Source organism: Streptomyces sp. DSM 116795, assembly GCF_055792905.1.
Genome location: NZ_CM147707.1, coordinates 3,779,009 through 3,802,097, shown reverse-complemented (window position 1 = coordinate 3,802,097; position 23,089 = coordinate 3,779,009). Strand labels below are relative to the sequence as shown.

Genomic DNA, 23,089 nt, shown 5'->3' with positions numbered 1-23,089 from the left:
AGCTCCGGCTCGATGGGTACGAGAACCACTGTGCCACAGCACTTGCCCACTCGTCTACACAAGTATGTCTCTGGGTCCGTACAAGTTCTGGGAGAACGAGCCCCCTTGCACGCCACCCGCCGTCAACGCCCATCAGGTGGCAGGCAGTTGGTAGGCGAGAACGTAGGCGTCAGCGGACATGACGGTGTCGCAGACCTCCACGGCGCGACCCTCGGTGTCGTACGCCGTCCGCACCAAGTGGATCACCGGGACACCGGAAGCCAGCCGAAGTGCCTTCACCTCATCCGGCGCGGGCATCCGAGCACGCACCTCTTCCTCGAAGTGGTCCAACTGGTGGCCGAGTTCTTCCAATCGCGCGTAGATGCCGCCCGGACCCGGATTCGGTTCGGCGATCGGCGTACCCCGAGCGATGTCGAGCGGCAGGTACGAGACGGCGGTCTCCACCGGCTTCCCGTCCAGCAGATAACGCCGCCGGCGGGCAAGTACCTTCCGCGCCGAGCCGAGCCGGGCCGAGATGTCAGGAGTCGACTTCTCCTCCCGCACTTCAAGGCTGTCCACCTCGTGACGGCTCCCCGCGGCCTCCGCCTCCACGACGAACGCGGACTTGCCCTGATCACGGTGGCGCCGCGCGAAGCGGTCGGACGCCAGACGCTTCACGGGTGGTCGCGGACGTACGAAGACACCCCGACCGTGTTCAGACGAGACCAGTCCTTCACTCTGAAGGATGGAGATCGCGTTCCGGACGGTCATGCGGGAGACGCCGAAGTGGTCGACCAACTCGGCCTCGGACGGGAGCTTGGCGCCCTCCTTGAAGCGCCCCTTGTCGATGGCTTCGCGCACCTGATCCGCGATCTGCCGGAAGACCGCACGGTCGCTGGTCGGGTCGAGCGTTCCGAGAACGCCGGGGGAGAGAGACGCCATCGCTTACTCCTTCGGATATCTAGACGAGAAGTCGAGTGTCGTTGTTACGGTGGTGAGCCTAGTCAGACGAGGGAAGCCAGAGAGCGTGAGTGCTGAAGATCGCCCCCATTCCGTCAGTGTCGCGGGTGTCATCGTCGATGACCGCGGCCGGGCTCTGCTGATCCAGCGCAGGGACAACGGCCGTTGGGAGCCGCCCGGCGGCGTACTGGAGCCGGGGGAGACCATCCCGGATGCGCTTCAGCGCGAGGTCCTCGAAGAGACGGGCTTCAAGATCGCGATGCCTGCGGCCCTCACCGGCGTCTACAAGAACATGTCCGGCTTGATCGTCTCGCTCGTCTTCCGCTGCGAAGCGGTCGACGGCGCACCGACGACCGGCGAAGAGACGTACGCACTGCGCTGGGCGACCCGCGAAGAGGTCTCCGAACTGGCCGACGAGGCATACGCAGTTCGCGTCCTGGACGCTCTCGACGCGGCGTCCCCGCCGGCCGTGCGCGCGCACGACGGCGTCCAACTCATCTAGCTCTAACCCACTACCCATAGCGGCCACCAGCGCAAAGGAACTTGTATGCATGAGTATATGAGTACGATGCAGGTTTGGGAACTCCTCTGTCCAGGACGACCCGAAGAGGTGAGCCGCGCCCGTCGCTGGACACGTGACGTTCTGGCCGGCTGTCCCCAGGCGGACGACGCCGCGCTGATCGTGACCGAGCTGGGCACCAACGCGGTTACGCACACCTCGTCTCCGGACTTCCGCGTCAGCATCCGCCGTGCACGCTCCACGGTGACGATCACTGTCTCCGACCACCGCAACAGCGCCACCGTTCCGCTCCCCACGACGCCCGACGCGGAGGGCACACACGGCCGCGGGCTATTTCTGGTCACCCAACTCGCAGCCCGCGTCCGCATCACCAACCACCTGTACGGCCATACCGTCGCCGCACACCTGGCCCCGGAAGCACCCGCATGCTGACCCCACCGAAACCACACCCCGCCAGCAAGCAGATTCGACGCCCGCAGGTGGTCCCCTACATCACGCAATGGACCGGAGAGGAACGAGCACCGCGGCCCCAGGTGGTGTTGCGCAAGGGCCGTATCGCCTTCGCGGACGAACGCCCCTACGACCGCGACTCCCAGGGCATCCTGTGGAGCCGCACACCCTCCCAACCGGGCAAGGGCAAACCGCAGTTCGGCCAGGTCCACGCCCTACGGCAACGCAACGCCATGGAACGCCTGCTCTGCCAAGTCTGCGGCGGCACGGCCGACCGCAACCCCGACGGCATCCTCTGGCTCCTCCCCGAAGAACTCGACTGCTCATCCGGGGCGGAACACGAAGAGGTCATCACGACGCATCCGCCGCTGTGCCTGCCCTGCGCTCACACGTCGATCAGGGCGTGCCCGCACCTGCGGCGCGAGTTCACCCCCGTACGCGTCCGCGCCTTCGAACGAGCAGGAGTCCGCGGAGCCCTCTACCAACCGGCCAACCCCCACCCGGTCGCGGTCGACGCCATAGGAGTCGCCTTCGACGACCCCCTCATCCGATGGGTCCGCGCCGGCCAACTCCTCCTGCGCCTCACCGACTTCCAGCCCATCGACCTCCAGACCGAAGCCCACCCGCCAGCCGGTGAGTAACAACTTTCTCTACTACTTCAAGTGCTCGCTCCGCTCGCCGCGCGGCCCGGCTTGCCGCCGGGCCGACGCTCATGTCTCCGCCCCGCTCCGGCCCGGCCGCCGTGCCGCGCGCTGACGCGAGCCACAGAAGAGGGCTTCATCATGGCTGGGGCGGTCGTCTCCACGGCTTTACGGAGCCAACTTGGAGCGAGCCTCGAAGATCATGGCCCAGATCGGGCTTTTGCGGACAGGCAAGGAGCCGGCCCGATTCGCGAAAGCGTAAGGGCCATGATCTCTCGCTCCAAGCCAGCTCCACCCCAAAGCTGCTACGCCGTCCGCGGGGGCCCGTCCAAATGCAGGCGGGCAAAGCGAGAGCATAGCTATCCTCTAGCCATAGTGAAGTACTACTATTTTGAGATTCTCAGCAGCTTGAGAATTTCCTTTCTCCATTGCTTCCCGAAGAATACGCCTCGCATCATCAATTCTCCCGAGACGAAGCAGCGCAGCACTAAGGTTATTCGCCGCACCCAAGTGACCGTCATCCAGCGCTTGCTGAAATGCCATTCTTCCTTCCTCCAGGCGACCTTCTGCCACGAACATACTTCCAAGGTTGATGGAAACAGAGGTGTGGCCGAGATCTATTGCTCGCCGATAAGCACGCTCAGCTTCATCGATACGCCCCATTTCGGAAAGAATAATTCCGAGATTGACGTTCATATCTTCCTGACCCTCACGTAGCGCTTCCCGGAACAGTTGCTCTGCGTCATCATGCCTCCCAGATTCCATCAACAGAGCACCAAGATTGACCACAGCGTCAATGGAGCCCGCTTCCCTAGCATGACGAAAAGCAGTCTCCGCCTCGTCCGTGCGGCCACTTTCCCAAAGCAAGATTCCAAGATTGAAGGCGCCACCAGAATCTCCGGCACTTTCGGCATGACGGTACGCTTCTGCCGCTTCCGAGGTGCGCCCCATGTCTGCCAATAGGTTCCCAAGGTTCACAGCGGCATCGACATACCCACCCTGTATCGCCAAACGAAAAAATTCTTCAGCCTCTGCTAGACTCCCCTTTTTTACCAAGAGATTCCCAAGGCTACCGGCTGCTTCCATATTGCCGGAATCGACCGCCCTTTTGTAGGCCCTCACTGCTTCTTCGTCCCGTCCCAACCGAGCAAGCAGAAGTCCAAGGTTATATTCTGCTCCAGGAGTTGAAGTAGCTATTCCTCGCCGATACATCTTTTCGGCTTCTTCGAGACGTCCCGTCTCCAATAGGAGATTACCAAGATTCACCGCGGCGTTCGATTCTCCGGCGTCAAGCGCACGCAAGTACATTTGCTCTGCCTCTTCCTGTCGACCCTGTTTCATTAACAGATTCGCCAGAGGCATAGGATAAGGAAATCCATTGTCGAGTGCACTTCGATACACTTCTTCCGCTTCTTGGTCCCTGCCCTTCGATGCTAGTAAAATTCCGAGATTCGTAGCTGCGAAGGAACTGTTCTCAGCGGTGCGAAGTATCTCTTCGCCTTCCTCTGCACGACCTGTTTCGATTAGCAAAATCCCGAGGTTTGCTGCGGCATCCGAGTATCCAGAGGCGAGCGCACGCCGGAACATTGATTCCGCCTCCTGGGTATTTCCCCGTTGATACTGTAGAATTCCAATATTGAACTCAGCAGTGGAAATACCGTTCTCAGCAAGAGGACGCCAAGCCGCTAGAGCGAACTCGGGTGCTATGCGACTGGCGTTGAGGCCAATGACAAAGAGCTCGCGGACACTGCTTGCGTGAGCTAGTGCGGCTTCCCAAACAGATGATGGGATTTCGTTGATCGTGTGGTCAACCAGGTAGTCGAAAACGGACCACTCGTCATCTACCGCGGGGAGGAGCATGCTAGTAACACCAAAGCGGATATCAGACGCCCAGGACACGGCGTCCTCAAAAGACTCAGGCCGCAGTAGATCTCCCCCGTGGCTCGCCAGATAGATTTCATGCAGCTGCGTCAGAATGCTGATGGGAAACGGAGCTTGCAACCCAGTCCGAGATAGGTCTACTGCGGCAGAAACTAGGGCGGCACCACGTGGATTTGCCCCAACCCTGAAGGAAGCACGCCATTCTTGCAAGAGGGCGGGCCCGGAGGCGATATATTCTGCAATCCCAAATGGGCCATGGTGAGCGACGGCGTCAATAATGCGCGGATCCTCGCAATCTTGAGCCCGTCTTACCTCTTCGCTACTCCAGACGCGTTCCAGGTCAATGACTGTGGCAAGTTTCAGAACCCTAGCGCCACTAGCCTTTGCATACTGTCCTTCACCTACGCCGTGGAAGGTGTCTCTTACACTGGGACGAAAAGTCTCGTATTGTCGACTTCGCATAGTGGCAAGAACTGGAATTGCAGCGCGGCTCAATTCATCCATAATTCTGGAGTTGAATCCTTGGGGTCCCAAGTAGTCCTCTAGGTCATCAAGCCAAACCACACAAGGATACTTAGACCTGGCCACTGCGTCTGGGATCGCATCGAAAACGTCTCCGATCTCTGGTCTCAGGACGCGATGTTCCGACAGGGCAGAACGTATTGCTTCGTATGCAGTACGAGTCTTTCCCGCAGTGGAGTCACCGACTACTAATACAAGCCCACCCCGCTTTGCTGCCTTAACGAGACAGTCTCTGAGATACGGATCTACGGTGCGATCTATGTACGGTGGAATCGGACTTCCGTCGTCACCTTGTCGGCTCTGATGTACACCGGCTGCCAGCGGAGACCAAGAGTTCGCTGTTGGCCAGCGCTCGGGGTAAAAGCGTGTTGCCGATTGTTTCTCGGATGAATCATTGGTAACACTCGCTCCATGCAAGTGGACTTCCCTGCCCTGGATCACGGCCCCATAAAAACTGCCGCCAGAAACAGTGTTTTCGGTGTCACTGTTGCGCGATTTTCCGACTTCTCCCATCGGTTCCTTTCCGGTTCCATATTGACAGTTGGAATTCGCCCTTGCCGTGGCAATCCGAGTCGCATAGTACGCTCTTGAGATTGTGCCCAGTCCCAGCTAGTTCACAACAGCCGAGCAGAGTCGGGTGGCGTCTCTCTGTGACCTGCCGGTTGCTCAGGAGGGATGCATTCGGGCTGGTTGCTGCATCGGCGAGGTATACATCTCCGATCTCCACCAGCGGGGCTGCTCTTAGTTCGCAACGAGAGGTCACGCGCGCCACTCGCGCGCCAGACAGGGCCTCACTCACGCGGAACCCTGGTGCGTCAGGGGCGAGTTGTGCGCTGTCGGACCAGCATGCGACCTCGCAGGTCAACGCCTCCCTACATCCCGCCCAAAGCCGGTGTTCACACGGCTGGCGCCACCTGCTGGGCGCGCAAGGCCTGCTGGTCTGCGAACCTTCGGGTGCTCTCAGATCGGGGTCAGCGGAGTCCCTGCAACCTCTCCTGATCCAGGACATGTCAATGGGATCAAACCATGGCTCCTGTGCCAGTTGACGCAGGAGTGTGAACTGCCCTTGCGTCTGGTTCGCCAGGTCACCGTGTCCTATCCGCGCCCAGGCTTCAGCGGTCGGCCAGCGTTTCAGTTGTCCCACGATGCCGGCGCGCCACTGGTCCCAGGTCTTGTCAGAAACCCAACCGAGTTGGCGCTGCTCCAGCTCATCCTCACAGAGCCGCAAGTAGAGGAACACGGGATGCTGCTCCTCGTCCGTCCTCAGCTCAGGCCCAGTCGATGCGCTCAAGAGGGCGTGCGTGGGAAGTCGATCTAGCAGTTCCCAGTAGCGGCCAACATAGAAGTCCTCTATCTCCCGAACCCGTTGCCGACTGGCCTGCACTGAGCTCAATGCGATTGCGATGGCGGCAACCACGACCGCCCCGAGACTCGCCCATGTGTCCATGTGGCATCCAAGCACGAGAGACGCAGAGCGGGCGCAGTGTGACCCAACTCAGCTTCGTACCTGCTCGGTTCGATGCTGTGCTCCCAAGTTGACACCCTCCGAGGCGCTGATGCTTGACGAGGGGCACTGTCATGGCTGGCCTGTCGGCACCACTGTCTTCCAGAAACAACTGAGCCAAACCACGCCGACCCAGGCGCACTTCCTAGTGTTGATGGCAGGCGTGAGCCTGCCCCTGGTCTCATGCAGCTTGGCTGGCTCAGCCTCTCGCCCTAAGCCAACTCCACCACCGAAGTGGCTCCGACACTGTCCTTCTTGGCTGGAAAACGATCGTGCATTTTTCGCCAATAAAAGGAGGGCACCGTGCAAGTGGTCGCCTCACCGCCTCCGAGTGATGCACCATCCAAAGGACGTACTCACGGGCCGCAAACGGAGGCAACCGTGCCAACTTTCCAATTCTGCCTGTATGAATTTGGGGTTCGCCAGATTCGGAGAAAAAACTCACGTCGGCATGTGGCGGATTTCAATACAGGCCGCCATGACATGCTGGACGTAATCGAGAGCTTCATGAATAACGCTCTTGGAAGCAAGGGTCTATCCGTAGCCAAGAGTGAAGACTATGCCCGACTGACAGGTCTGGAGAAGGATAAACGCACAATATGGGCTACGGTCGAGTCGGGAAAATTTGGCTCTACGGGAAAAGTGGTTCATACAAGTACTGGGGACGATGCTTACTCGATTCGCCATGAGGACGCCCCGACTTACCCATTGCGCCAATGCTTTGTCGTACCCCGATCAGGAGAGTCGGCCATATGGGCGACGGAGGTCGTAGGTCGATCCTCTGCGATTACATCATTATGGACGCCGTTCAGCGATTGGTTTAGGGATCAATACGACACCGACAGGTTGTCGATCGAAAGATCCTCCCTTCAGAGCACTGATGCCTGGGATGCGTTTATCGAAGAAGGCCAACTTCAGAAGGTTAAGTTTCTAGTGTACGTGCAAGATAGGGATGGTGCCGTTGGGGTTGAGGTGGAGGAGTTCACTGCAAAGAGTGGTCGAGGTAGGAGTCTTCGCAAGGACTGGATTACTCGCGCATACGCACACGATCTTCCTCCATCCGCTGTGTTCCGGGTGTCGGGTCTTCCAGATCCCGACGAGATCCATTTGGAGATTGAGACCGAGGGACGGTCTCGTACTGTCATTGTTGACCACGATTTTCCACGCTTCCTGCACCCTGTCAGCCAAGGGGACGAGCGACCCGACGAGGCGACCTTCAGAAGAGCGGTGATGTCAGAGGTGCGTGCTTCACTTGACCTCATGGGGGTCAGCCCGGGGGACTGGCAGGCATGACCCGACGCTGCGACAGCCGGAGGGGACATGAGTGCCAAGTGGAGCGTTGCGAGCATCACAAAGGCGCACTTTGACACCTACAGAAATGCGCGCAGTGGGCGGATTCTTGTCGCAGACTATGTAGCCTTCATCGGATTTCCTATTGTGGCAGCAATCATGGCGTCAGGGCTGACCATCTCAGGACACTTTCAGCTTCTAGACGTATCGCGCCTGGTCGGGGGTATAGGCGTATTCACTGGTCTTCTTTTCGGGCTTCTCACAAATACTTTCTCGTTGAGTCTAAGGGTGCGAAGAGATGAGGAACTCGACCCCGAGCATCCCATCGTAAAGCAAGTCAGAGAACTCTTCATAAATCTGGCCTGGTCAGTCCTTGTCGGGTGCGCCTTAGTTACTCTGATGGTGGCGGCTGCAGCGACCAACTCCGCAAAGTCTCCCTTAGGGCCCGTATGGACTGGCGGTCTAGTCTTTCTTTTCTTACATCTAATGCTGACCATCCTCATGGCGCTAAAAAGACTGTGGTATGCGCACGAAAAGGTTGCCAACTTGCCCACGAAGAAGGCCACCCCACCGCAGACCCAATCCGATGCGACTAGCCACTAAAGTCTGAATTGTCTCGCCATAAGTCAAATCACAGGATCGATTCCACTGCACCCAAAATAGCTCAGTGTCAGAACTAGCTCACTACAGTCGCAGATAGCGGTGCAGAAGGATCCTCAGTCAGGCATCATGCTGACATGTCTACTGCGAACATCCTTCTTCTCACTGGCTTAATTGCTGTCCTAGTAGCGTGGCGCATCACCCGCCGCCGCAAGCGCGACGCGCAGCTCGCCGCTCAATGGCACACCATCAAGCAACAGCAAGCCAGCACCGCTGGCGCACGCCTGATACAGGTGGTCCAGGTCTATCAACGAGCCCGACGAGGGTCTAAAGCAGTGATCACATGGTGCGACACCGGACACCGCCAGGACGCCTGGTTTTGGAATTGGAACGTCCCAGTCGGCGTTTACGTTTTGATGTCAGGGGACAGCGGCTACGGTTCCCACAACCGCAACCCGAACGTGCTCTATGTCGGCCAGCAACAAGTGTATTCATGGGTTCCGGGCGGGGCTGCGAAGGCTGCACAACGGAGACAGCTCAGGCAATGAGCTTGACAGCGCTGGTGCAACCTCCAGTTCTCGACCAATCGGTACGCGGTGATGGTCGATTTACCGAAGACGATCAAGCTACTGATCGGCTAACACCTCGTGTTCGCGCCCAGTACAGCGCAGCCATTCGTTGTAGCGCCAGTTGAGGGCAACTTGGTGAGGGAGCCGGTCCAAAGTCAACCTGGGGTAGACGATACCCATTTCTTCCAAGGTCGGGCCACCAGGACGAGCTTCCACTATCAGGGTGCGGGGATTAATGGCGAAGAGATGGGCATCGAAGGCTCTGTGGAGGGCCGCGTTCATTGGCAGGCCGTTCCGAGGGTCTGAGCTGCCCCCGGCTGCATAACCCCGGAGGTGAGCCGCCTCAACCATCTGTGGCACCGTGAGGCCCGAAAGGGGGCAGCGCGGGCCGTACCGCTGGAACACCTTCAACTTGAACTGGGCCTGGTCCGGTCGATGGAAAACGCTTCCGTTCCGCCGGCGCCGCCGGTTGCCTTCAAGTGCGAACGGCTGCTCGTCAGACACGTCGTGATCGATGACTTGTCCGGGCGGAGCCTCGCCGAACTTGACCAGGAAGAGGCTGCTCTGGTCCTCCCAGCCCTCTACCCAAGCGAGCTCGACGCCACGGCGATCGCCGTGTTCAGTGATCACGAAGAGCGGTAGGTGCAGAGCTGCCGCGGCCTTCGTAGCGTTGACTTCCCCACGGTCCCGGCCGGGTTGTCGCGTGACCGGGTAGTGGTACAGGACGCCTCTCTCATCGAGGTCATCGGGGTAGTGCTGCCCTGTGTGCTTGAGCCCGAGCGTCACGCCGTCAGGATGGACCCGCCTGGTCCGGGTCTTGTCAGTCCAGATACCTCGGAAGTTGCCGTAGGCGCCTACGGAACGGACAGCCTCCGCCGTGACGAGTCCAGAACTGTCGCGACGGGCTGTCAGGTTCTTCCAGACCGCCAGACGCCACTCAAGCTCAGCTTCTACGGTCTCTGAGTAGCTGTCGAGCACGGTGAACCCCATGGAACGGAGCGCGCGGTTCGTAGCCGCCTCGCCACCCGAAAATTGGTCGTTGGACAGTGGTCCGACGCTCGGGTGCTGGTAGCCGTAGGCGACGCCCACGATCGCCTTTGCGTCGTAGAGCCGTTCAGCGTGGGTGAGGTAGTACCGAGTGGAGGAGCCGAACCCGTATCGCTCTCGGAAGGCCTGTCCTCCCACGCTGTCATACTCGGCCAGCGTCTTATCCACGGCAGCAGCACTGGTCAGATCCTGGATGCTCACGGCCCACCCCCTAGCTTCCATGTGGTGATTTCGATCCTAAGCAACGGGACTGACACTCACGTTCCCCAGCGGTGGCGGGCACAGGCTCGGCTGCACCCCAATCTCTTCGGCAACTGACATCAATAGCTGACATCAACAGCCATGAGCAGCAGCAACCTGACCTGCCGATGCCGACAAGCAAAGCTCGACCTCGTCCGGGCAGACTCGCAGCAAGTCGAACTCCTAATGCGGTGCTCACAACGGTCCAGAAGTCGACAGTGGACTGCGCCTCCAATTACCTACCAGCGCCGGCGTACAGCAGCGGACGATGGCGGATACTTGCTCGCCATAGTGGCAACTGAGAGCCAGCGCGTCTCAAGGCCGAGCGCGCGACTAGACGCCGTAGAGTGCCGCGTCGGCGGGCGCAAGGATCAAGGAGGCACCCAAGGCCGTCAGACGAGCCTGCTTGCTCGGCTTCCTGAAGTTCTTGTCGGAAGTCACGAATACGTCACCCCGGGCCAGAATGTGAGTTTGGAGCACAAGCACGTCCAACTGCCGATTGCGCCACTTGCGTTCCGCTTGCGCCCGCGACAGATTGTCTAGCTCTTCAGGAGCAGCGTCCTTGTAGTCGAACGACGCCGTCGGGAACAACACCGCATGCAACTCTCGCCCTTCGTCCTCAGCTTCGTCATGAGCAAGTACGCACCAGTCGAGGTAGCTGAGATCAACTACGCACACCGGGCGAAGTATCTCTAGATCAGCGAGACCCATCCTGGCCAGACGCTCCTGGAAGCCAGCGAAGTTATCCAGCACGGTGCCGTCCTTCTGATTCTCCGCTGCCGCAGTTGCAACTACCCGTACCGCGGCAGTGCCAGCCCGGTGCCGAGCCACCAGCGCTTCTACGGAAGGGGCGTCAGGCCGCTGTTCCTCCAGCGCTATCAGGCAGTTCGTGTCGAGAGTGAAGGTCAGCAAGAGTGCCTCCGCAAGCGGACGGTCCTCGGCACGCAAACGGAAGGACCGACCCTGCCAAGCGAGCCTTCCGACGAACCGAGGGAGACCCCTAGAGTACCGTCGCAAGATCGTGAGGGGCCTTCGCAGATGCCCTGCCACTCAGAGGCAACAGAGAACGTGCCACAGCCGTGCCAGATCGTGCGGGGAACCACGGGGAACAACGGTCATGAAAACGGCACCAGGCCAAGTGGCGGCCCCGTTCCCTCGCAGGTCAATGCAACACCTACCCCTAGATCACCTTCGCTTCCCAGGCTGGGAGCTACGGCATCGTCGTCACCGGCCAGCGCGTCGCGGTGGCTGGTGGGAGTGCAGCGAGACATACATGCGCGTGATCGGTTCGCGTCCTCGCCCTCGTAGCTGGCTGTCGTCGGCTGAGGTTCAGACGGGGATATCGGAGACGCCTCGCTGCGCGAAGCTGGGCCGTCTCGGGGCCGTCCGAGGCCGCTCGACAGTGGCCAAGGACGACAAACGACGACCACCAGACGTGCGAGCCCACCACTCATGAGCAGGGAAGACGCAGGTCACCAAGATCACCGGTAAGACCCAGGGCAAGAAGACAGGGCTTGGCCCAGCCAATGAGGCTCCCGCCGGCCTTCGTCTGCCAACTGCACGCCTCTGACCAGTCACAGAGCAGCGCCCCATTCGCCGTACACAGCGTGTACGGCGCTGCCCGTCCAACCCTATTGGGGATTGGCGTTTCCGCAGCTCAAAGCCTTTGGTAGACGAGATCAGTTGCGCGAATGTATCGGTTTCGGCGCACCAATCGTACGCAGCGTGTACGCCGGAGCTATAGTCTGTGGGTACACAGTTCTAGAACTGCCTTCCGCCACTATAGTTGTTGGTTGAGTGTTCAACTGTGAGATGTGGGCTCCAATAGAGGAGCCCGGCTCCGGGGGGCACCGGAGCCGGGCTCGTGCATGGAGTTATCGAGCGGGCCCGGCCGTCCTGGTATCGGTCGGGCCTGTTCTATGCCCTTCCGGCGGATCCAACTCGATCTTGGGGCGCTAGCGCGCCAGCTGCTCCACGCAACCTGCGATCGCCGCGACAGTCGTCAAGATCGCGATTACAAGCTGAGCCTTCTTCGACCCAGGCCCATCGTCGCCATCGCCGTCCTGTCTTGGCTTCCGCATCTCCATTTGCAGCTCCTCTCCGAGAAGGGTCCACCCCCCGATGGGTTTCGGGGAGAGCCTCGACCAAGGTCGAGACGACGTTGATCGAAGAGGAGTGCTGGGAGATCAGCATACCGGCAGCCACCCGCAGGCTCGGGCGCTTGACACTCAATCACCGTCCCCTTCAGGAGGGCTCGTTGGGGCCCCTGACCACGCCTCCAGCACAACGGCAGGGGATCCGAACCCACGGTGACGTTGCCGTCATGACTGTTTTCAAGATCATTCATTGGCCGGCTCATTGAGACTCCGCCAACCTCACGTCCGCGGAGACGAGCGCGTCTCAAAACCCCTCACGTCAGGCTCTCGGCGCTGGCATGCTGGCAGGCCCGAGCATCAACGGCAGCCTCAGGGGGACAGCGTGATTGTGAACCGGCATGTCGAGAGCGAACAGCCCGATGAGCCCGACGAACTGGAACAGCACCTGCCCCAGCGACTCAACGTCCCACTTGACTGGCCCGAAGACGGCGGTCTCACGGCTAGCCACGTCGCAAGGATCTCAGCCGCTGCAAGCTGCGACACCGCGTACAACCAGGCTGCCAACGGTCACTTGATCGACCTCTTCGCAGCGCTCCCGCTCCCGGGGACATCAGAAGGGCAAAGTTTCTGGGAGCGCATGGGCGACGCAGGAGGCAGCGCGGCCTTGAATATCGATCCTGCCAACATGGGTGGCCCGTTCTTCGACCGCATTCGCGGCGGCAATGAGGGCGGCATCGCCTCACGGGTCCTGAGCTTTCTCGGGGAGCTGACGACACCTCAGCGAACCGCCGTGGCAGAGGTCATCGGTTCGGTCCTCGACTACGGCACCTTCGGGGTGAGTGGTCGATACGGGGGTGAACTGTGGCTACGGGATGCGGAGATGAGCGCATGGCTCGTTGTGCTGGCCAGTCGACGGGAATTCGAAACGTCGCAGGACCGTGAGCGCTTCTTCGAAGCATGGCGCCGCGCCTGACCGCCTGGCCCGTACAGCAGCGAAGTACAGCAACCTCGCTGACTGCTGGCAGCCGCAGACGCCCGTAGTCGGCGCCAGCTTGACCGCTCTGACCGTAGATGTCCGAGCTGTCCACAGCTTGTAAACAGAAGATCATCGCCTCCAGAGGGTCGGGCGTGGCTGAATCGGCGACCGGCCCCCGCTGGCAGTTCGGCGGGGGCCGGTGGGTTGTTCCGTGGAAGCTTAGTTCTTGACGATCACGTCAAGCAGGTCGTCGCTGGCAGCTTCCCAAGCGGGGCGGCCCGAACCGACCTTGCCGGTCTCGGGGTCAACGAGGGTGCCGGCAAAGATCGTGTCCTCACGGGTAAGTGGGTTTGCGGACGAAGGTTTGTCCTCAGCCGCCGACTTGTCCTCTGCGGGCTTGAAACGAGCGAAGTTGACCGTGCCAAGGCGTGCGGCAGCCTCGCGCACCGAGATGTGGTGGTCTGCGTGAGCCTTGTAGATGGCGTAGGCGATGGCGTAGAGGACTCCGGCGCTTGCGAGGTAGGTCTTGTCACGGAGATCAGCGGTTGTGCGAGCCCCTGAGATCACCGCCTCCAGGTCTTTCCATTCGCCCATAGCACCCCACAAGTCCCGCAGAAGGGTGGATGCTGCGTCGGGATCAGCGTCCACCTCCTCATTGACCGCCTTGTCCCAGCCGGCAGTTGACCTCTGGCTGACGCCGATCAGCACGGTGCCGCTGAGGTAGCGGATGGTCTTGAATGAGAAGAGCTTGGTGCTGTACTTGCCGGGCGAGTCGGAGAAGAACTCGACTCGGTTGGCGCCCTGGCCGAAGATCGGCAACGAGGGGTCCTGGATGACGTCGATGAGCATCCGATTGATGGCCTGACGGCGATCCATGCTCATCGCGAGACTTGCGGTCTGTGGCTTGGTGTTCCGCTGGAGATCCGTGAAGTCCTGTGCACGGTGCAGGGGGTTCGAATCGATGACCACCACGACCGGCTGGCCACTCTGGCGCATGCGGATGCGGACCGGGTCCTCTTCGTCCGGGTGTTGCTTCATCACGTCGGAGTACGCCGCGATGCGGTGCTGGCCATCGCCGACGTCGAACTGCGCGCCATAGTTCAGGACCAGGGTGCCGGGGCGTACGGGCTTTTCCTCGGCGCCGGCATCGACCTCGAAGCGTGCCTCTTGCGGCTTGGCGTAGAGGACGACGGAGTTGAGAACGAAGTTCGCTTCTGCTGCCAGGTACTCCGCGATCCCCTTCCGGTGCTGCTTGTCCACAGGGCGGTTTCCGTGGGGCTGCTCGCCTACCGGGTTCCAGTGGTCCGGCTCGGTGACGGTCTTGACCAGGGCGGTCGGGTCCATGGCGGTGACCACCATTTCGCGCGCTCCCTGCTTGTAGCCGATGCCTGGCAGTCGCAGTTCCATGATCAACCCCTACTCCACTTGATCCCCATGCGCGGTAGCCCGCCCACTCGAAGGAGTCTACTCACGTACGTAGTTGATGCCTAGCCTCACGTAACCGGAGTCGTATTTCACGTAAGGATCCACTATTCTCACGTCAACTCGATCACGGCGCACGTAAAGAGACGTGCGGGAGCCGTAGCGGATGGTGGGCACATCGCGGTGGCCACCACGTCTTAGGGGGCGCGCAACATGTCCGAGCCTGCAGGTGTGGTCCAGGTCTGGGCTTTGAAGCCCGGCACGGCCATCGAGCGGAAGGAGCTGCACAATCACTACGGCGGGCGGACCCAGGGGGGCATTGGGCCGTCCGCGAAGAGCGCGAACGTCTTGGTGTTCACCGATCCTGTCGCAGGTGAGAAGTACGGCTACTACGACGGCTGGCACGGCGACGGGTGCTTCCACTACAGCGGCGAGGGTCAGCGCGGGGATCAGCAGATGGTCTCCGGCAACGCCGCGATTTTGAATCACCAGAAGGACGGCCGGGTCCTGCGGGTGTTCCAGGGTGCTCGCGGCATCGTCACCTACAAGGGCGAGTTCGTACTCGACGCGCAGAACCCTTGGTACGAAGCGGATGCCCCCGAAGTCGACGGCGGTCCCATCCGCAAGGTGATCGTCTTCCGCCTGCGCCCCGTGGATACCCCAGTACAGCCGGCCGAGAGCCGCCTCGGACGGCTCATCGCCTCAACCACTAACCAGGTCCAGGACATCCCCATCGAGCAGCAGCTCACGGAGAAGACCTTCGTCGATCCTAACCGCCAGCCGTACGAGGCCGAGCGCAAGGAATCCAGCTTGGTGTCCAAGCTGGGAGAGGTTCTGCGGACCAAGGGGCACACCGTGCACCGCCACCAGATCCTGCCCGATGGCGAGACCCGGCCGCTGTTCACGGACCTGTACGACAAGGACCTCCACCTCCTCGTAGAAGGCAAGGGAAGCGTCACGCGGGAGAACATTCGCATGGCCATAGGCCAGCTTGTCGACTACAGCCGCTTCATTCCCGGGGCAACGCGCGCCATCCTCGTCCCGACCAAGCCGCGCAAGGACCTTCTCGACCTCGCCCAGAGCCAGGCGTGCGTTGTCATCTGGCCGGACGCTGGGAGCTACGTGGCCAGCGACCCCAAGCTGATCTTGTAGCGACCTATTCCGACGGGCCGACAGCACCGCGTCGAGCGGAGCCATGACCGAAGTTGCCGCGCAGCGCGCACACCGCCCGTAAACGATCAATGGTTCCTACGGTAAGGGCCCGTGCCCCCGCGTGCCCCATCCACCGATAAGCCACGGGGAACCACGGTCACCATCGGACACCACCGCGCGGCAACGGCTCCCGACCAACTTCCCTGGTCGGGGGCCTCTTTCACATCTCAGCGAGCGGTGGCAGTGGGATTCGAACCCACGGTGAGGGGTTACCTCACGACGGTTTCAAGATCGCAAGTGATTTTGACTCGACCAACAAGGCTCTGGCGACCTCAGCGCGTTCTGCGCGCGGCACGGATCACGCTGGTGAGACGCCGTGTGCGGTCTGCGTCTACCAGTACCCACGCCAGCAGGATGAGGATCGAAGCGGCAGGTATGGCAACCACAATCACGGCTGACCAACCGGCTAGAGCTGCGGTGCCGACGACCCCAGTGGCCACCCCTACAGCGCTCATCACCCTGTTCACCCTCCACCTGCCGGACGACGTCGGCCTTCGAGAACACCCCGGCGTGTGGGCCAGGCATGGATCAGGATCCGCAGGGCGCAAGCGATCTGCTGGCGTCGCGGGGCAGCGGCAAGCTCCCACAACTCGTTCTGCCACTCCTCGGAATAGCGGCGACGATCCGTCATCGGCAAGACCCGCGTTGCAGCCTGAGCCACCCACCGGGCCGAAGGGCTCACCCGTCCCCGAACTGTTCGTGCTTCCGCGCGCTCTTTCTCCATGGCGTCCAGGGCACGGAGTAACGCGCTCAGTCGCTGCCGGACGATTACAAGGATGCGAGCGAGATCAAGATCGAAGTTACGGGGGTGGGCGCCGACGCGGTCGAGTTCCTGGTCGAGGTTGCGGGCGGCGAGGTGGGCGCGGGCCGGATCGTCGTTGAGGTAGTTGACGACATCCCCGGCGAGGTCAATGGCGACGTCAACGGCGAAGTCGACCACGAGGTCGCTGTCGCGGATGAGTTCGAGCCTGAAGGCAACGTGCGATGAGAAATAGCCGGCTCGGGAGGAGGGGCAGCCGCGGATGGCGCGGTCGTGGCAGGCGTTGGCAACGCCCAGGGTTACGAGTTGGAGTTCGCGCCAAGCGCGATCGGAGGGCTTCATGCGCTGGTTCCTCCGCCCAGGTCAGGGCGCAGACCGCGGAGAGTGCTCCTGCTTGCGGTAGTACGGGCCAACGCGTCGCGGGCCAACGCGGCGCCATCCGCACTGAGCCGGTAGTAGCGCCGACGGGGCCGACCCCGCTCATGCGGATCCACGTCCTCCCAGCGGGACAGAAGCCAGCCAGCGGACTCCAACCTAGCCAGAATCGGATGAATAGTCCCGCTGGGCAACTCAGCCTTGGTGCAGATCTCCAGCCCGTACAGCTCCTCGGTTGGCTTCTCCAGCAGCGCCCGGAGTACGAGCTGCGTAGTAAGCGTCATCCGCGGCTGCGCGGTAGGTCTCTTGGCCATGCTTTAACTCTACCTAGGGCTAGGTAGAAGTCAACCTAGATGAAACGGCTTGACATCAGAAGCCGACATCAACAGCCACGGATTCGGCCGCACGCCCCCGAACGAACACAGCCGCGCGAGCTGCGACATGACCCCAAACTTCCCTGGTTCTGATCCGTACGGATCGACCTGATAAGGATGAGGCGAGACGTGCCCGAGTCGACCTGTGGCGAGCACGGCACGGGCACAGACGGGACCACGAGAGCGTGCCCGCCACGTGCCCGCGGAGGTGGTAAACCACGGTCAACAACGGTGCGTTGAGAGTGTCGAGTTGTCACCTCAAGCGCCCGACCACGCAGGCCAGCAGCTTAACTACGGCCCTGGGTACGGAGATTCCCAAGCTCAGAGCGCGGGTTCGATTCCCGTCACCCGCTCCAGCACAAAGCCTCAGGCCAGCGGCCCGACTTCAGGGACTCACCCGGAAGTTGGTGATCTTGGGACGAGTCAGGGCGTTCAGACCCCCAGGGCCAGGGCCAACTGCACGATCCCCAGCGAGATCTGGTTCCGCGCGGTCTCGTAGAGGGGCAGATTGCGCAGGCCGGTGGTGCGGGCGGCGCGGATCCCGTCCTCGGCCCGTGCCCGGGGCCCGCTGCGGGCTGGTCGCCTCATCCGCGGGCCTCCTTGTTCACGGCTCTGACGAACAAGGCATCAGGTACGGTGCTTCGTCCGGTCACGAGTCGTGGGGAAGCCCGGAGAGCGGGGGGTGAGATGTCCGGAGAGCCGCCTGCCCTCGACGGTGCCGACACCATCACCACCGTCGCCGAGTTCGGCCGGGCGCTGAAGCTGCTGGCGCGGCGACGTCCCGGCGGGCCGGTCAAGGTCGCTTCGCTCGCCAGACGGCTGAACCTCTCGCAGAGCACCCTCTACGCCTATCTGGCGGGCACGACCATGCCGCCGAGCGACGTGCTGGACGATCTGCTCGGTGAACTCGGTGCGCCGTCCAGTGAGCATCGCCGGCTCTCGGCGGCCCGCGACGCGTTGCACCGCCGCCGTAGTACGGGTCAGGCGCGGCGCAAGCCCCAAGAACTCCCGGCCGACACAGTCGGTTTCACCGGACGGGCGCCGGAGCTGGACCAGCTGGATGCCGCCCTTTCCGGCGATGCCGGGCCCGGCGCCCCATCGCGGATCGCGTCGGTGTCCGGTCCGGCCGGCGTCGGCAAGACTGCCCTGGCCGTGCACTGGTGCCACCGTATGGCCGACGCGTTCCCGGACGGCTGTCTGTACGGCAACCTGCACGGCTACTCGCCGGTCGAACCGCGCGATCCGGCCGACGTGCTCGCCGGATTTCTGCGCAGCCTCGGCGTCGACGGCGGCGAAATCCCCGACGACCTGCACGAGCGCGCCGCGCGGTTCCGTAGTCTGCTCGCCGGCCGACGGCTGCTGATCTTGCTGGACAACGCCCTCGACGCCGATCAGACCCGGCTGCTGCTGCCCGGCAGCCCGACCTGCTTCGTAGTGATCACCAGCCGGGCGGACCTGGCGGGGCTGCAGGTCGATCCGGGCGCCTGCCGAATCGACCTGCGCTCGCTGCCGCCGACCGAGGCCTTGGCACTGCTGCGCGCGCACCTCGGCAGCAAGGTCGACGAGGCCGAGGACGCGGCCAGGCACCTCGTCGACCGGTGCGACGGGCTGCCGCTCGCGCTGCGGGTGGTGGCCGCGCAGGCGATCCGTCACCACGCGCAGCCACTGGAGAAGCTGGTGGCCGAATTGTCCGGCCAAGGTCTCGACCTGCTGGACGTCGGCGACGAGACCACGGCCATCGCCGCGGTGTTCTCCTGGTCGCTGCGGCACCTGCCCGCTCAGGCGGCGACGGACTTCGCGCTGCTCGGTTCGCATCCCGTCCGCGAACTCGACACCGCCGGGATCGCGGCACTGCTCGGCACCGGCGCCCGTGCTGCGGGCCGGCGGGTCGACCGGCTCGTACGGGCGCACCTGGTCCAGCGTTCGAGTGCGGGCAGGTTCGGCATGCACGACCTTGTCCGCCGGTACGCCGCGGACCGCGCGAGCGAACTGCCCGCCGAGGTGCGGGAGTCCGCCGTCGGCAGGCTCGGCGACCACTTCGTCGAACGCGCGACGTGGGCCATGGACGTACTGCACCCGGACGAGCCGACCCCGCATCGGGTGGCCGAATCCACGGCGGAGCACCTCGGCCCTGCTCGGGCGTGGCTGGACGCAGAGTGGGACAGTTTGCTCGCGGTCGTCGCCGACACCGCCCGGCGCGGCCGGCCCGAACTCACCGCCCGGCTGACGGCCGTTCTGCGGCGGCATCTGGACCAGGGGGGACGGCACAGCGACGCGCTCACCGTCCTGGGGCACGCCATCGAGGCGAGCAAGCAGGCCGGTGACCCGACGGCGGAGAGTGAGGCGCTGCGCAGCCTCGGCGTCGCCTACCTGCGCCTCGGCCGCCACGAGGACGCCCGGAGGGCGCACCAGCGTGCGATCGCCGTCTGCCGGGAGTGCGGCGACCGATACGGCGAGGCCGCGGCGCTGAACAACCTCGGCAACCTGTACGAGCGGCTCGGCCGGCTCCGCGAGGCGATGGACCACTACGAGCAGGGACTCACGCTCGCCGACGAGCTCGGCACCCTGCAAGGAAAGGCGATCCTCTTCAACAACCTCGGCGTCGCGCACACACGCCTGGGCGACTACGTCCAGGCGACGCGCTACTGCCGGCGGGCATGCGCCATCTTCCGCTCACTCGGCGACCTCGGCGGTGCGGCGCGTTCCCTGGGCAACCTCGGCGAGGTCCGCTACCTCGCCGGACAACCCCGCAAGGCGATCGTCCGTTACGAACAGGCACTGGCTCTCGCCGGCGAGATCGGTGCCCGCGGCGTCGCGATCGAGCTGTTCAACTACCGTGGCGCGGCGCACCTCGCCCTGGGCGCCGTCGAGCGAGCACGCACCGATCACGAGGCCGCGCTCGAGGACGCCAGGACGTTCGGCGACCGTTACGAGGAAGCCAAGGCACTCGAAGGGATCGGGCACGCCCTGCTCGCCGCGGGCCAATCCGACCTCGCCGCCAAGCGGTGGCTGCGTTCGGCGACCGTATACCGGCAGCTCAACCTCCCGGACGCGGACCGGGTCGACAGCCTGCTGGCCGACAGCTGATTTCCAGAATTTCCAGCGTGCTGCACAACCGCGGGCATGCTTGTTGGCCCGTCACTAGCTTGTGGTCACCGTCACCCAACGTTCGACGTGAAGGGAAAACGGATGACAGCTCGTAACCGTCGTCTAGCAGTGTCATTGAATCGTCGACTGCCGGGATCTGCCGCTCTGCGCAGTGGATTCGTCGTAGCGGGTGCCGTCGTCGCGAGCTTCGTGGCCGCCGGAACGGCAGCCGCGGACGACACCGGGCCCGGAGCGGGACCCAACTCAAGCGCGAGTGCCCCGGACTCGGGCCCCGGTGGCCAGGACTCGAATACGAGTGTTCAGGGGGATGTCCGGTCGGGCCCCAATGCGGCCCCGGGGAATCCCGGTGGCGCCCCGGGTCCGGCTCAGGGGCCCGCCGATAACGGTCCGGCCAACAACGGTCCGGGGGCTGCGGATCATGGCCCTCCGGCACCTGGGCATGCCGGCCCACCGCCCGGACCCGACAACAACAACCCGGCACCAGGACCCGCGAACAACGGCCCCGCACCAGGACCTGCGAACAACGCACCGGCACCACCGCCCGGGCCCGCAGACCACGGCCCCCCGGCACCTGGGCCTGCCGGCCCACCGCCCGGACCCGCCAACAACGCACCAGCACCACCCGGACCCGCAGACCACGGCCCCCCGGCACCCGGACCCGCCGACCCACCACCCGCACCCGCACCCGCACCCGCACCCGCACCCGCCAACAACAACCCGGCACCAGGACCCGACAACAACAACCCCGCACCAGGACCCGCGAACAACGCACCAGCACCACCCGGACCCGCCGACCTCGGTCCTCCGGCACCCGGACCCGCCGACCCACCACCCGCACCCGCGGACCACGCACCGGCACCACCGCCGGGGCCTGCCACTCCGCCGGCACCAGCGCCCGTCGGCCCACCACCGGGACAGGCCCCGGCACCAGCACCACCACCCGGACCCGCGGACCACGGCCCTCCGGCACCCGGCCCCGCCGCCCCACCGCCCGGACCTGCCAACAACGCACCGGCACCACCGCCGGGGCCTGCCACTCCGCCGGCACCAGCGCCCGTGGGTCCGCCGCCGGGCCAGGCCCCGGCACCAGCGCCTGCGGGTCCTCCCGCTCCCGGGCCCGCTGCTCCGCCGCCGGTTGGTGGTCCGCCGGCCCCGCCCCCGCCTGGGGCACCTGTTCCCGCGCCGCCGGGGGCACCCGCTCCCGTACCGCCAGGAGCACCTCTTCCCCCGCCGCCCGGGGCACCCGCTCCTGTACCGCCAGGAGCACCTCTTCCCCCGCCGCCCGGGGCACCCGCCCCACCGCCGCCGGGACCCCCGGTGCAGAGCGACGACACGCACACGATCGTCGTGGGCGGGTTCAACGACCCGCAGGCGTCGGTCTTCTACAGGGCCAACCCTGCAGGGGTGGATCAACACGTCCCCTACTCGGCGGCCCTGTTCGGACTGAGCACCCGGGAAGGCGTGAATAAGCTGAACGAAATGGTCCGGGCTCACCGTGCAGCGAATCCTGGCCAGCACATCAAGGTCGTCGGCTACTCGCAGGGCGCAGCCGTCGTGCATACATGGACGGAGGAGAACCAAGGGACCGTCGACAACGTCAACTCCGTGCTCATCGCCGATCCGAAGCGTCAGGGTGGTCCCACCTCAGGCGCAGACGGCCTGTCCGGCCATCCGGTAGCGCAACTCGCGGGCCCGCCCACCTCTGGCGTGGGCCAGAACTTCGGCAGCATTCCGACCACGTCGGTCTGCACGGACGACGTGATCTGTGACACCAACGCGAAGTCCGGTGTGGGTGGCTACCTCGCCCAGCCGAGCGCGCACAGCAACTACTCGTTCAACGTCGACGATTACGCCGACAACACCAGCGGACAGTGGTTCAACGGGCAGTACAGGCCATGGTGAACGCACTCCACTGCTGAGAACAGCCGGCCCGGTCGTGCCACGTACGACCGGGCCGGTCTCGTTTGACGCCCCGCCGTCACGACGTGAGGGCAGCGACAACCGACATGGCCGGCAGATCAGGCGACAGCAGACGCGCTCAGCGGTCAACCAAGCCGGACCCGACTCGACGAGGACAGCGAGAACGGGGCCGCGGGCGTGCCGGTCCCGCAGGCACTCATGGCACGTCAATGACGCGAACGCGCCGGACTGAACCGCCCCGTGTTTCGTAGAGTCTGATGTGCCCCGGGACGGGTGGAGTCGGGTCGCTGGAGAGCGTCGTGGGCTGGTCCATCGACCCGTGCCGTTTCACAGGGGGCGACGACGGCCGCTTGTTCGAGGTCCACCCTGAGGTGTCGTTCTGGGCACTCAACGGGAAGGCGCCGCTCCCTCATAAGAAGACCAGCTGGGAAGGCCAGATGACCCGGCGCGCCCTGCTCCGGAAAGCCGGTGTTGTTCTCCCCGACGATCTGGGGCTCGCGGGCCGAGTACCTCCGGATGACGTCCTGGATGCGGCGGTTGCGGCGTGGAGCGCACATCAGATCGCCCAACAGGGCGCATCTTGCGTGCCCGACCCACCGCAACTCGACCGCCGCGGGCGGCCGATCGCCATTTGGTACTGACA

General features: G+C 63.6%; 18 protein-coding genes. 10 read left to right on the top strand and 8 right to left on the bottom strand.

The window, feature by feature from the left end; all coding sequences use genetic code 11:
• Positions 1 to 132 precede the first annotated feature (132 nt).
• Positions 133 to 921, bottom strand: coding sequence for a GntR family transcriptional regulator (locus ACSMXX_RS16365; RefSeq protein ID WP_473179444.1), 789 nt, complete (start codon positions 919 to 921; stop codon positions 133 to 135).
• Between the two features lie 85 nt (positions 922 to 1,006).
• Here ACSMXX_RS16365 and ACSMXX_RS16360 point away from each other — a divergent pair, with 85 nt between their 5' ends.
• From ACSMXX_RS16360 to ACSMXX_RS16350, 3 genes are read left to right on the top strand one after another with little or no spacing between them, the layout of a single operon-like run.
• Complete coding sequence (locus ACSMXX_RS16360) at positions 1,007 to 1,441, top strand: NUDIX hydrolase (protein ID WP_473179443.1); 435 nt, start codon at positions 1,007 to 1,009, stop codon at positions 1,439 to 1,441.
• Positions 1,442 to 1,486: 45 nt separating this feature from the next.
• Positions 1,487 to 1,891, top strand: a complete 405-nt coding sequence (locus tag ACSMXX_RS16355) for an ATP-binding protein (RefSeq protein WP_473179442.1) — start codon at positions 1,487 to 1,489, stop codon at positions 1,889 to 1,891.
• Positions 1,885 to 2,550 carry a hypothetical protein gene (locus tag ACSMXX_RS16350; RefSeq protein ID WP_473179441.1) on the top strand — a complete coding sequence of 222 codons (666 nt, stop codon included), beginning with the start codon at positions 1,885 to 1,887 and terminating at the stop codon, positions 2,548 to 2,550. Before ACSMXX_RS16355 ends, ACSMXX_RS16350 begins: the two co-directional genes overlap by 7 nt.
• Positions 2,551 to 2,916: 366 nt before the next feature.
• Here the strand turns inward: ACSMXX_RS16350 and ACSMXX_RS16345 are convergent, their stop codons facing one another.
• Positions 2,917 to 4,935, bottom strand: coding sequence for a tetratricopeptide repeat protein (locus ACSMXX_RS16345; RefSeq protein WP_473179440.1), 2,019 nt, complete (start codon positions 4,933 to 4,935; stop codon positions 2,917 to 2,919).
• A gap of 2,005 nt (positions 4,936 to 6,940) precedes the next feature.
• On the opposite strand from ACSMXX_RS16345, the gene ACSMXX_RS16340 reads away from it, so the two are divergent.
• Positions 6,941 to 7,750 carry a hypothetical protein gene (locus tag ACSMXX_RS16340; RefSeq protein WP_473179439.1) on the top strand — a complete coding sequence of 270 codons (810 nt, stop codon included), beginning with the start codon at positions 6,941 to 6,943 and terminating at the stop codon, positions 7,748 to 7,750.
• Between the two features lie 734 nt (positions 7,751 to 8,484).
• Positions 8,485 to 8,895, top strand: coding sequence for a hypothetical protein (locus ACSMXX_RS16335; protein ID WP_473179438.1), 411 nt, complete (start codon positions 8,485 to 8,487; stop codon positions 8,893 to 8,895).
• 78 nt (positions 8,896 to 8,973) lie between these two features.
• On the opposite strand, the gene ACSMXX_RS16330 is transcribed toward ACSMXX_RS16335, so the two are convergent.
• Both ACSMXX_RS16330 and ACSMXX_RS16325 read right to left on the bottom strand, forming a co-directional pair.
• Positions 8,974 to 10,164 carry a ScoMcrA-related endonuclease gene (locus tag ACSMXX_RS16330; protein ID WP_473179437.1) on the bottom strand — a complete coding sequence of 397 codons (1,191 nt, stop codon included), beginning with the start codon at positions 10,162 to 10,164 and terminating at the stop codon, positions 8,974 to 8,976.
• 372 nt (positions 10,165 to 10,536) lie between these two features.
• Positions 10,537 to 11,115 carry a hypothetical protein gene (locus ACSMXX_RS16325; RefSeq protein WP_473179436.1) on the bottom strand — a complete coding sequence of 193 codons (579 nt, stop codon included), beginning with the start codon at positions 11,113 to 11,115 and terminating at the stop codon, positions 10,537 to 10,539.
• Between the two features lie 1,566 nt (positions 11,116 to 12,681).
• On the opposite strand from ACSMXX_RS16325, the gene ACSMXX_RS16320 reads away from it, so the two are divergent.
• Complete coding sequence (locus ACSMXX_RS16320) at positions 12,682 to 13,272, top strand: hypothetical protein (protein ID WP_473179435.1); 591 nt, start codon at positions 12,682 to 12,684, stop codon at positions 13,270 to 13,272.
• 222 nt (positions 13,273 to 13,494) lie between these two features.
• On the opposite strand, the gene ACSMXX_RS16315 is transcribed toward ACSMXX_RS16320, so the two are convergent.
• On the bottom strand, positions 13,495 to 14,682 hold the full coding sequence (locus tag ACSMXX_RS16315) for a DNA sulfur modification protein DndB (RefSeq protein ID WP_473179434.1): 1,188 nt from the start codon (positions 14,680 to 14,682) through the stop codon (positions 13,495 to 13,497).
• Positions 14,683 to 14,910: 228 nt separating this feature from the next.
• Between ACSMXX_RS16315 and ACSMXX_RS16310 the strand changes: the two genes are divergently transcribed.
• The gene (locus tag ACSMXX_RS16310; RefSeq protein ID WP_473179433.1) at positions 14,911 to 15,849 is read left to right on the top strand and encodes an SRA domain-containing endonuclease; all 939 of its coding nucleotides are present in this window, start codon (positions 14,911 to 14,913) and stop codon (positions 15,847 to 15,849) included.
• A 523-nt stretch (positions 15,850 to 16,372) separates the two neighbouring features.
• Here the strand turns inward: ACSMXX_RS16310 and ACSMXX_RS16305 are convergent.
• The 3 genes from ACSMXX_RS16305 to ACSMXX_RS16295 all read right to left on the bottom strand — a co-directional run bounded on the left by ACSMXX_RS16305 (position 16,373) and on the right by ACSMXX_RS16295 (position 18,006).
• Positions 16,373 to 17,011, bottom strand: a complete 639-nt coding sequence (locus ACSMXX_RS16305) for a hypothetical protein (protein WP_473179432.1) — start codon at positions 17,009 to 17,011, stop codon at positions 16,373 to 16,375.
• Positions 17,008 to 17,358, bottom strand: coding sequence for a PadR family transcriptional regulator (locus tag ACSMXX_RS16300; RefSeq protein WP_473179431.1), 351 nt, complete (start codon positions 17,356 to 17,358; stop codon positions 17,008 to 17,010). Before ACSMXX_RS16300 ends, ACSMXX_RS16305 begins: the two co-directional genes overlap by 4 nt.
• Positions 17,359 to 17,850: 492 nt before the next feature.
• Entirely contained in the window at positions 17,851 to 18,006 is a 156-nt protein-coding gene (locus ACSMXX_RS16295) for a hypothetical protein (protein ID WP_473185050.1), read from the bottom strand.
• Between the two features lie 99 nt (positions 18,007 to 18,105).
• Between ACSMXX_RS16295 and ACSMXX_RS16290 the strand changes: the two genes are divergently transcribed.
• The 3 genes from ACSMXX_RS16290 (at position 18,106) to ACSMXX_RS16280 (ending at position 23,087) form a co-directional block, all read left to right on the top strand.
• Entirely contained in the window at positions 18,106 to 20,505 is a 2,400-nt protein-coding gene (locus ACSMXX_RS16290) for an ATP-binding protein (protein ID WP_473179430.1), read from the top strand.
• 1,338 nt (positions 20,506 to 21,843) lie between these two features.
• Positions 21,844 to 22,428 carry a cutinase family protein gene (locus ACSMXX_RS16285; protein ID WP_473179429.1) on the top strand — a complete coding sequence of 195 codons (585 nt, stop codon included), beginning with the start codon at positions 21,844 to 21,846 and terminating at the stop codon, positions 22,426 to 22,428.
• Between the two features lie 317 nt (positions 22,429 to 22,745).
• A complete protein-coding gene (locus ACSMXX_RS16280; protein WP_473179428.1) occupies positions 22,746 to 23,087 on the top strand; it encodes a DUF429 domain-containing protein in 342 nt (113 codons plus the stop codon).
• The last annotated feature ends 2 nt before the right edge of the window (positions 23,088 to 23,089 follow it).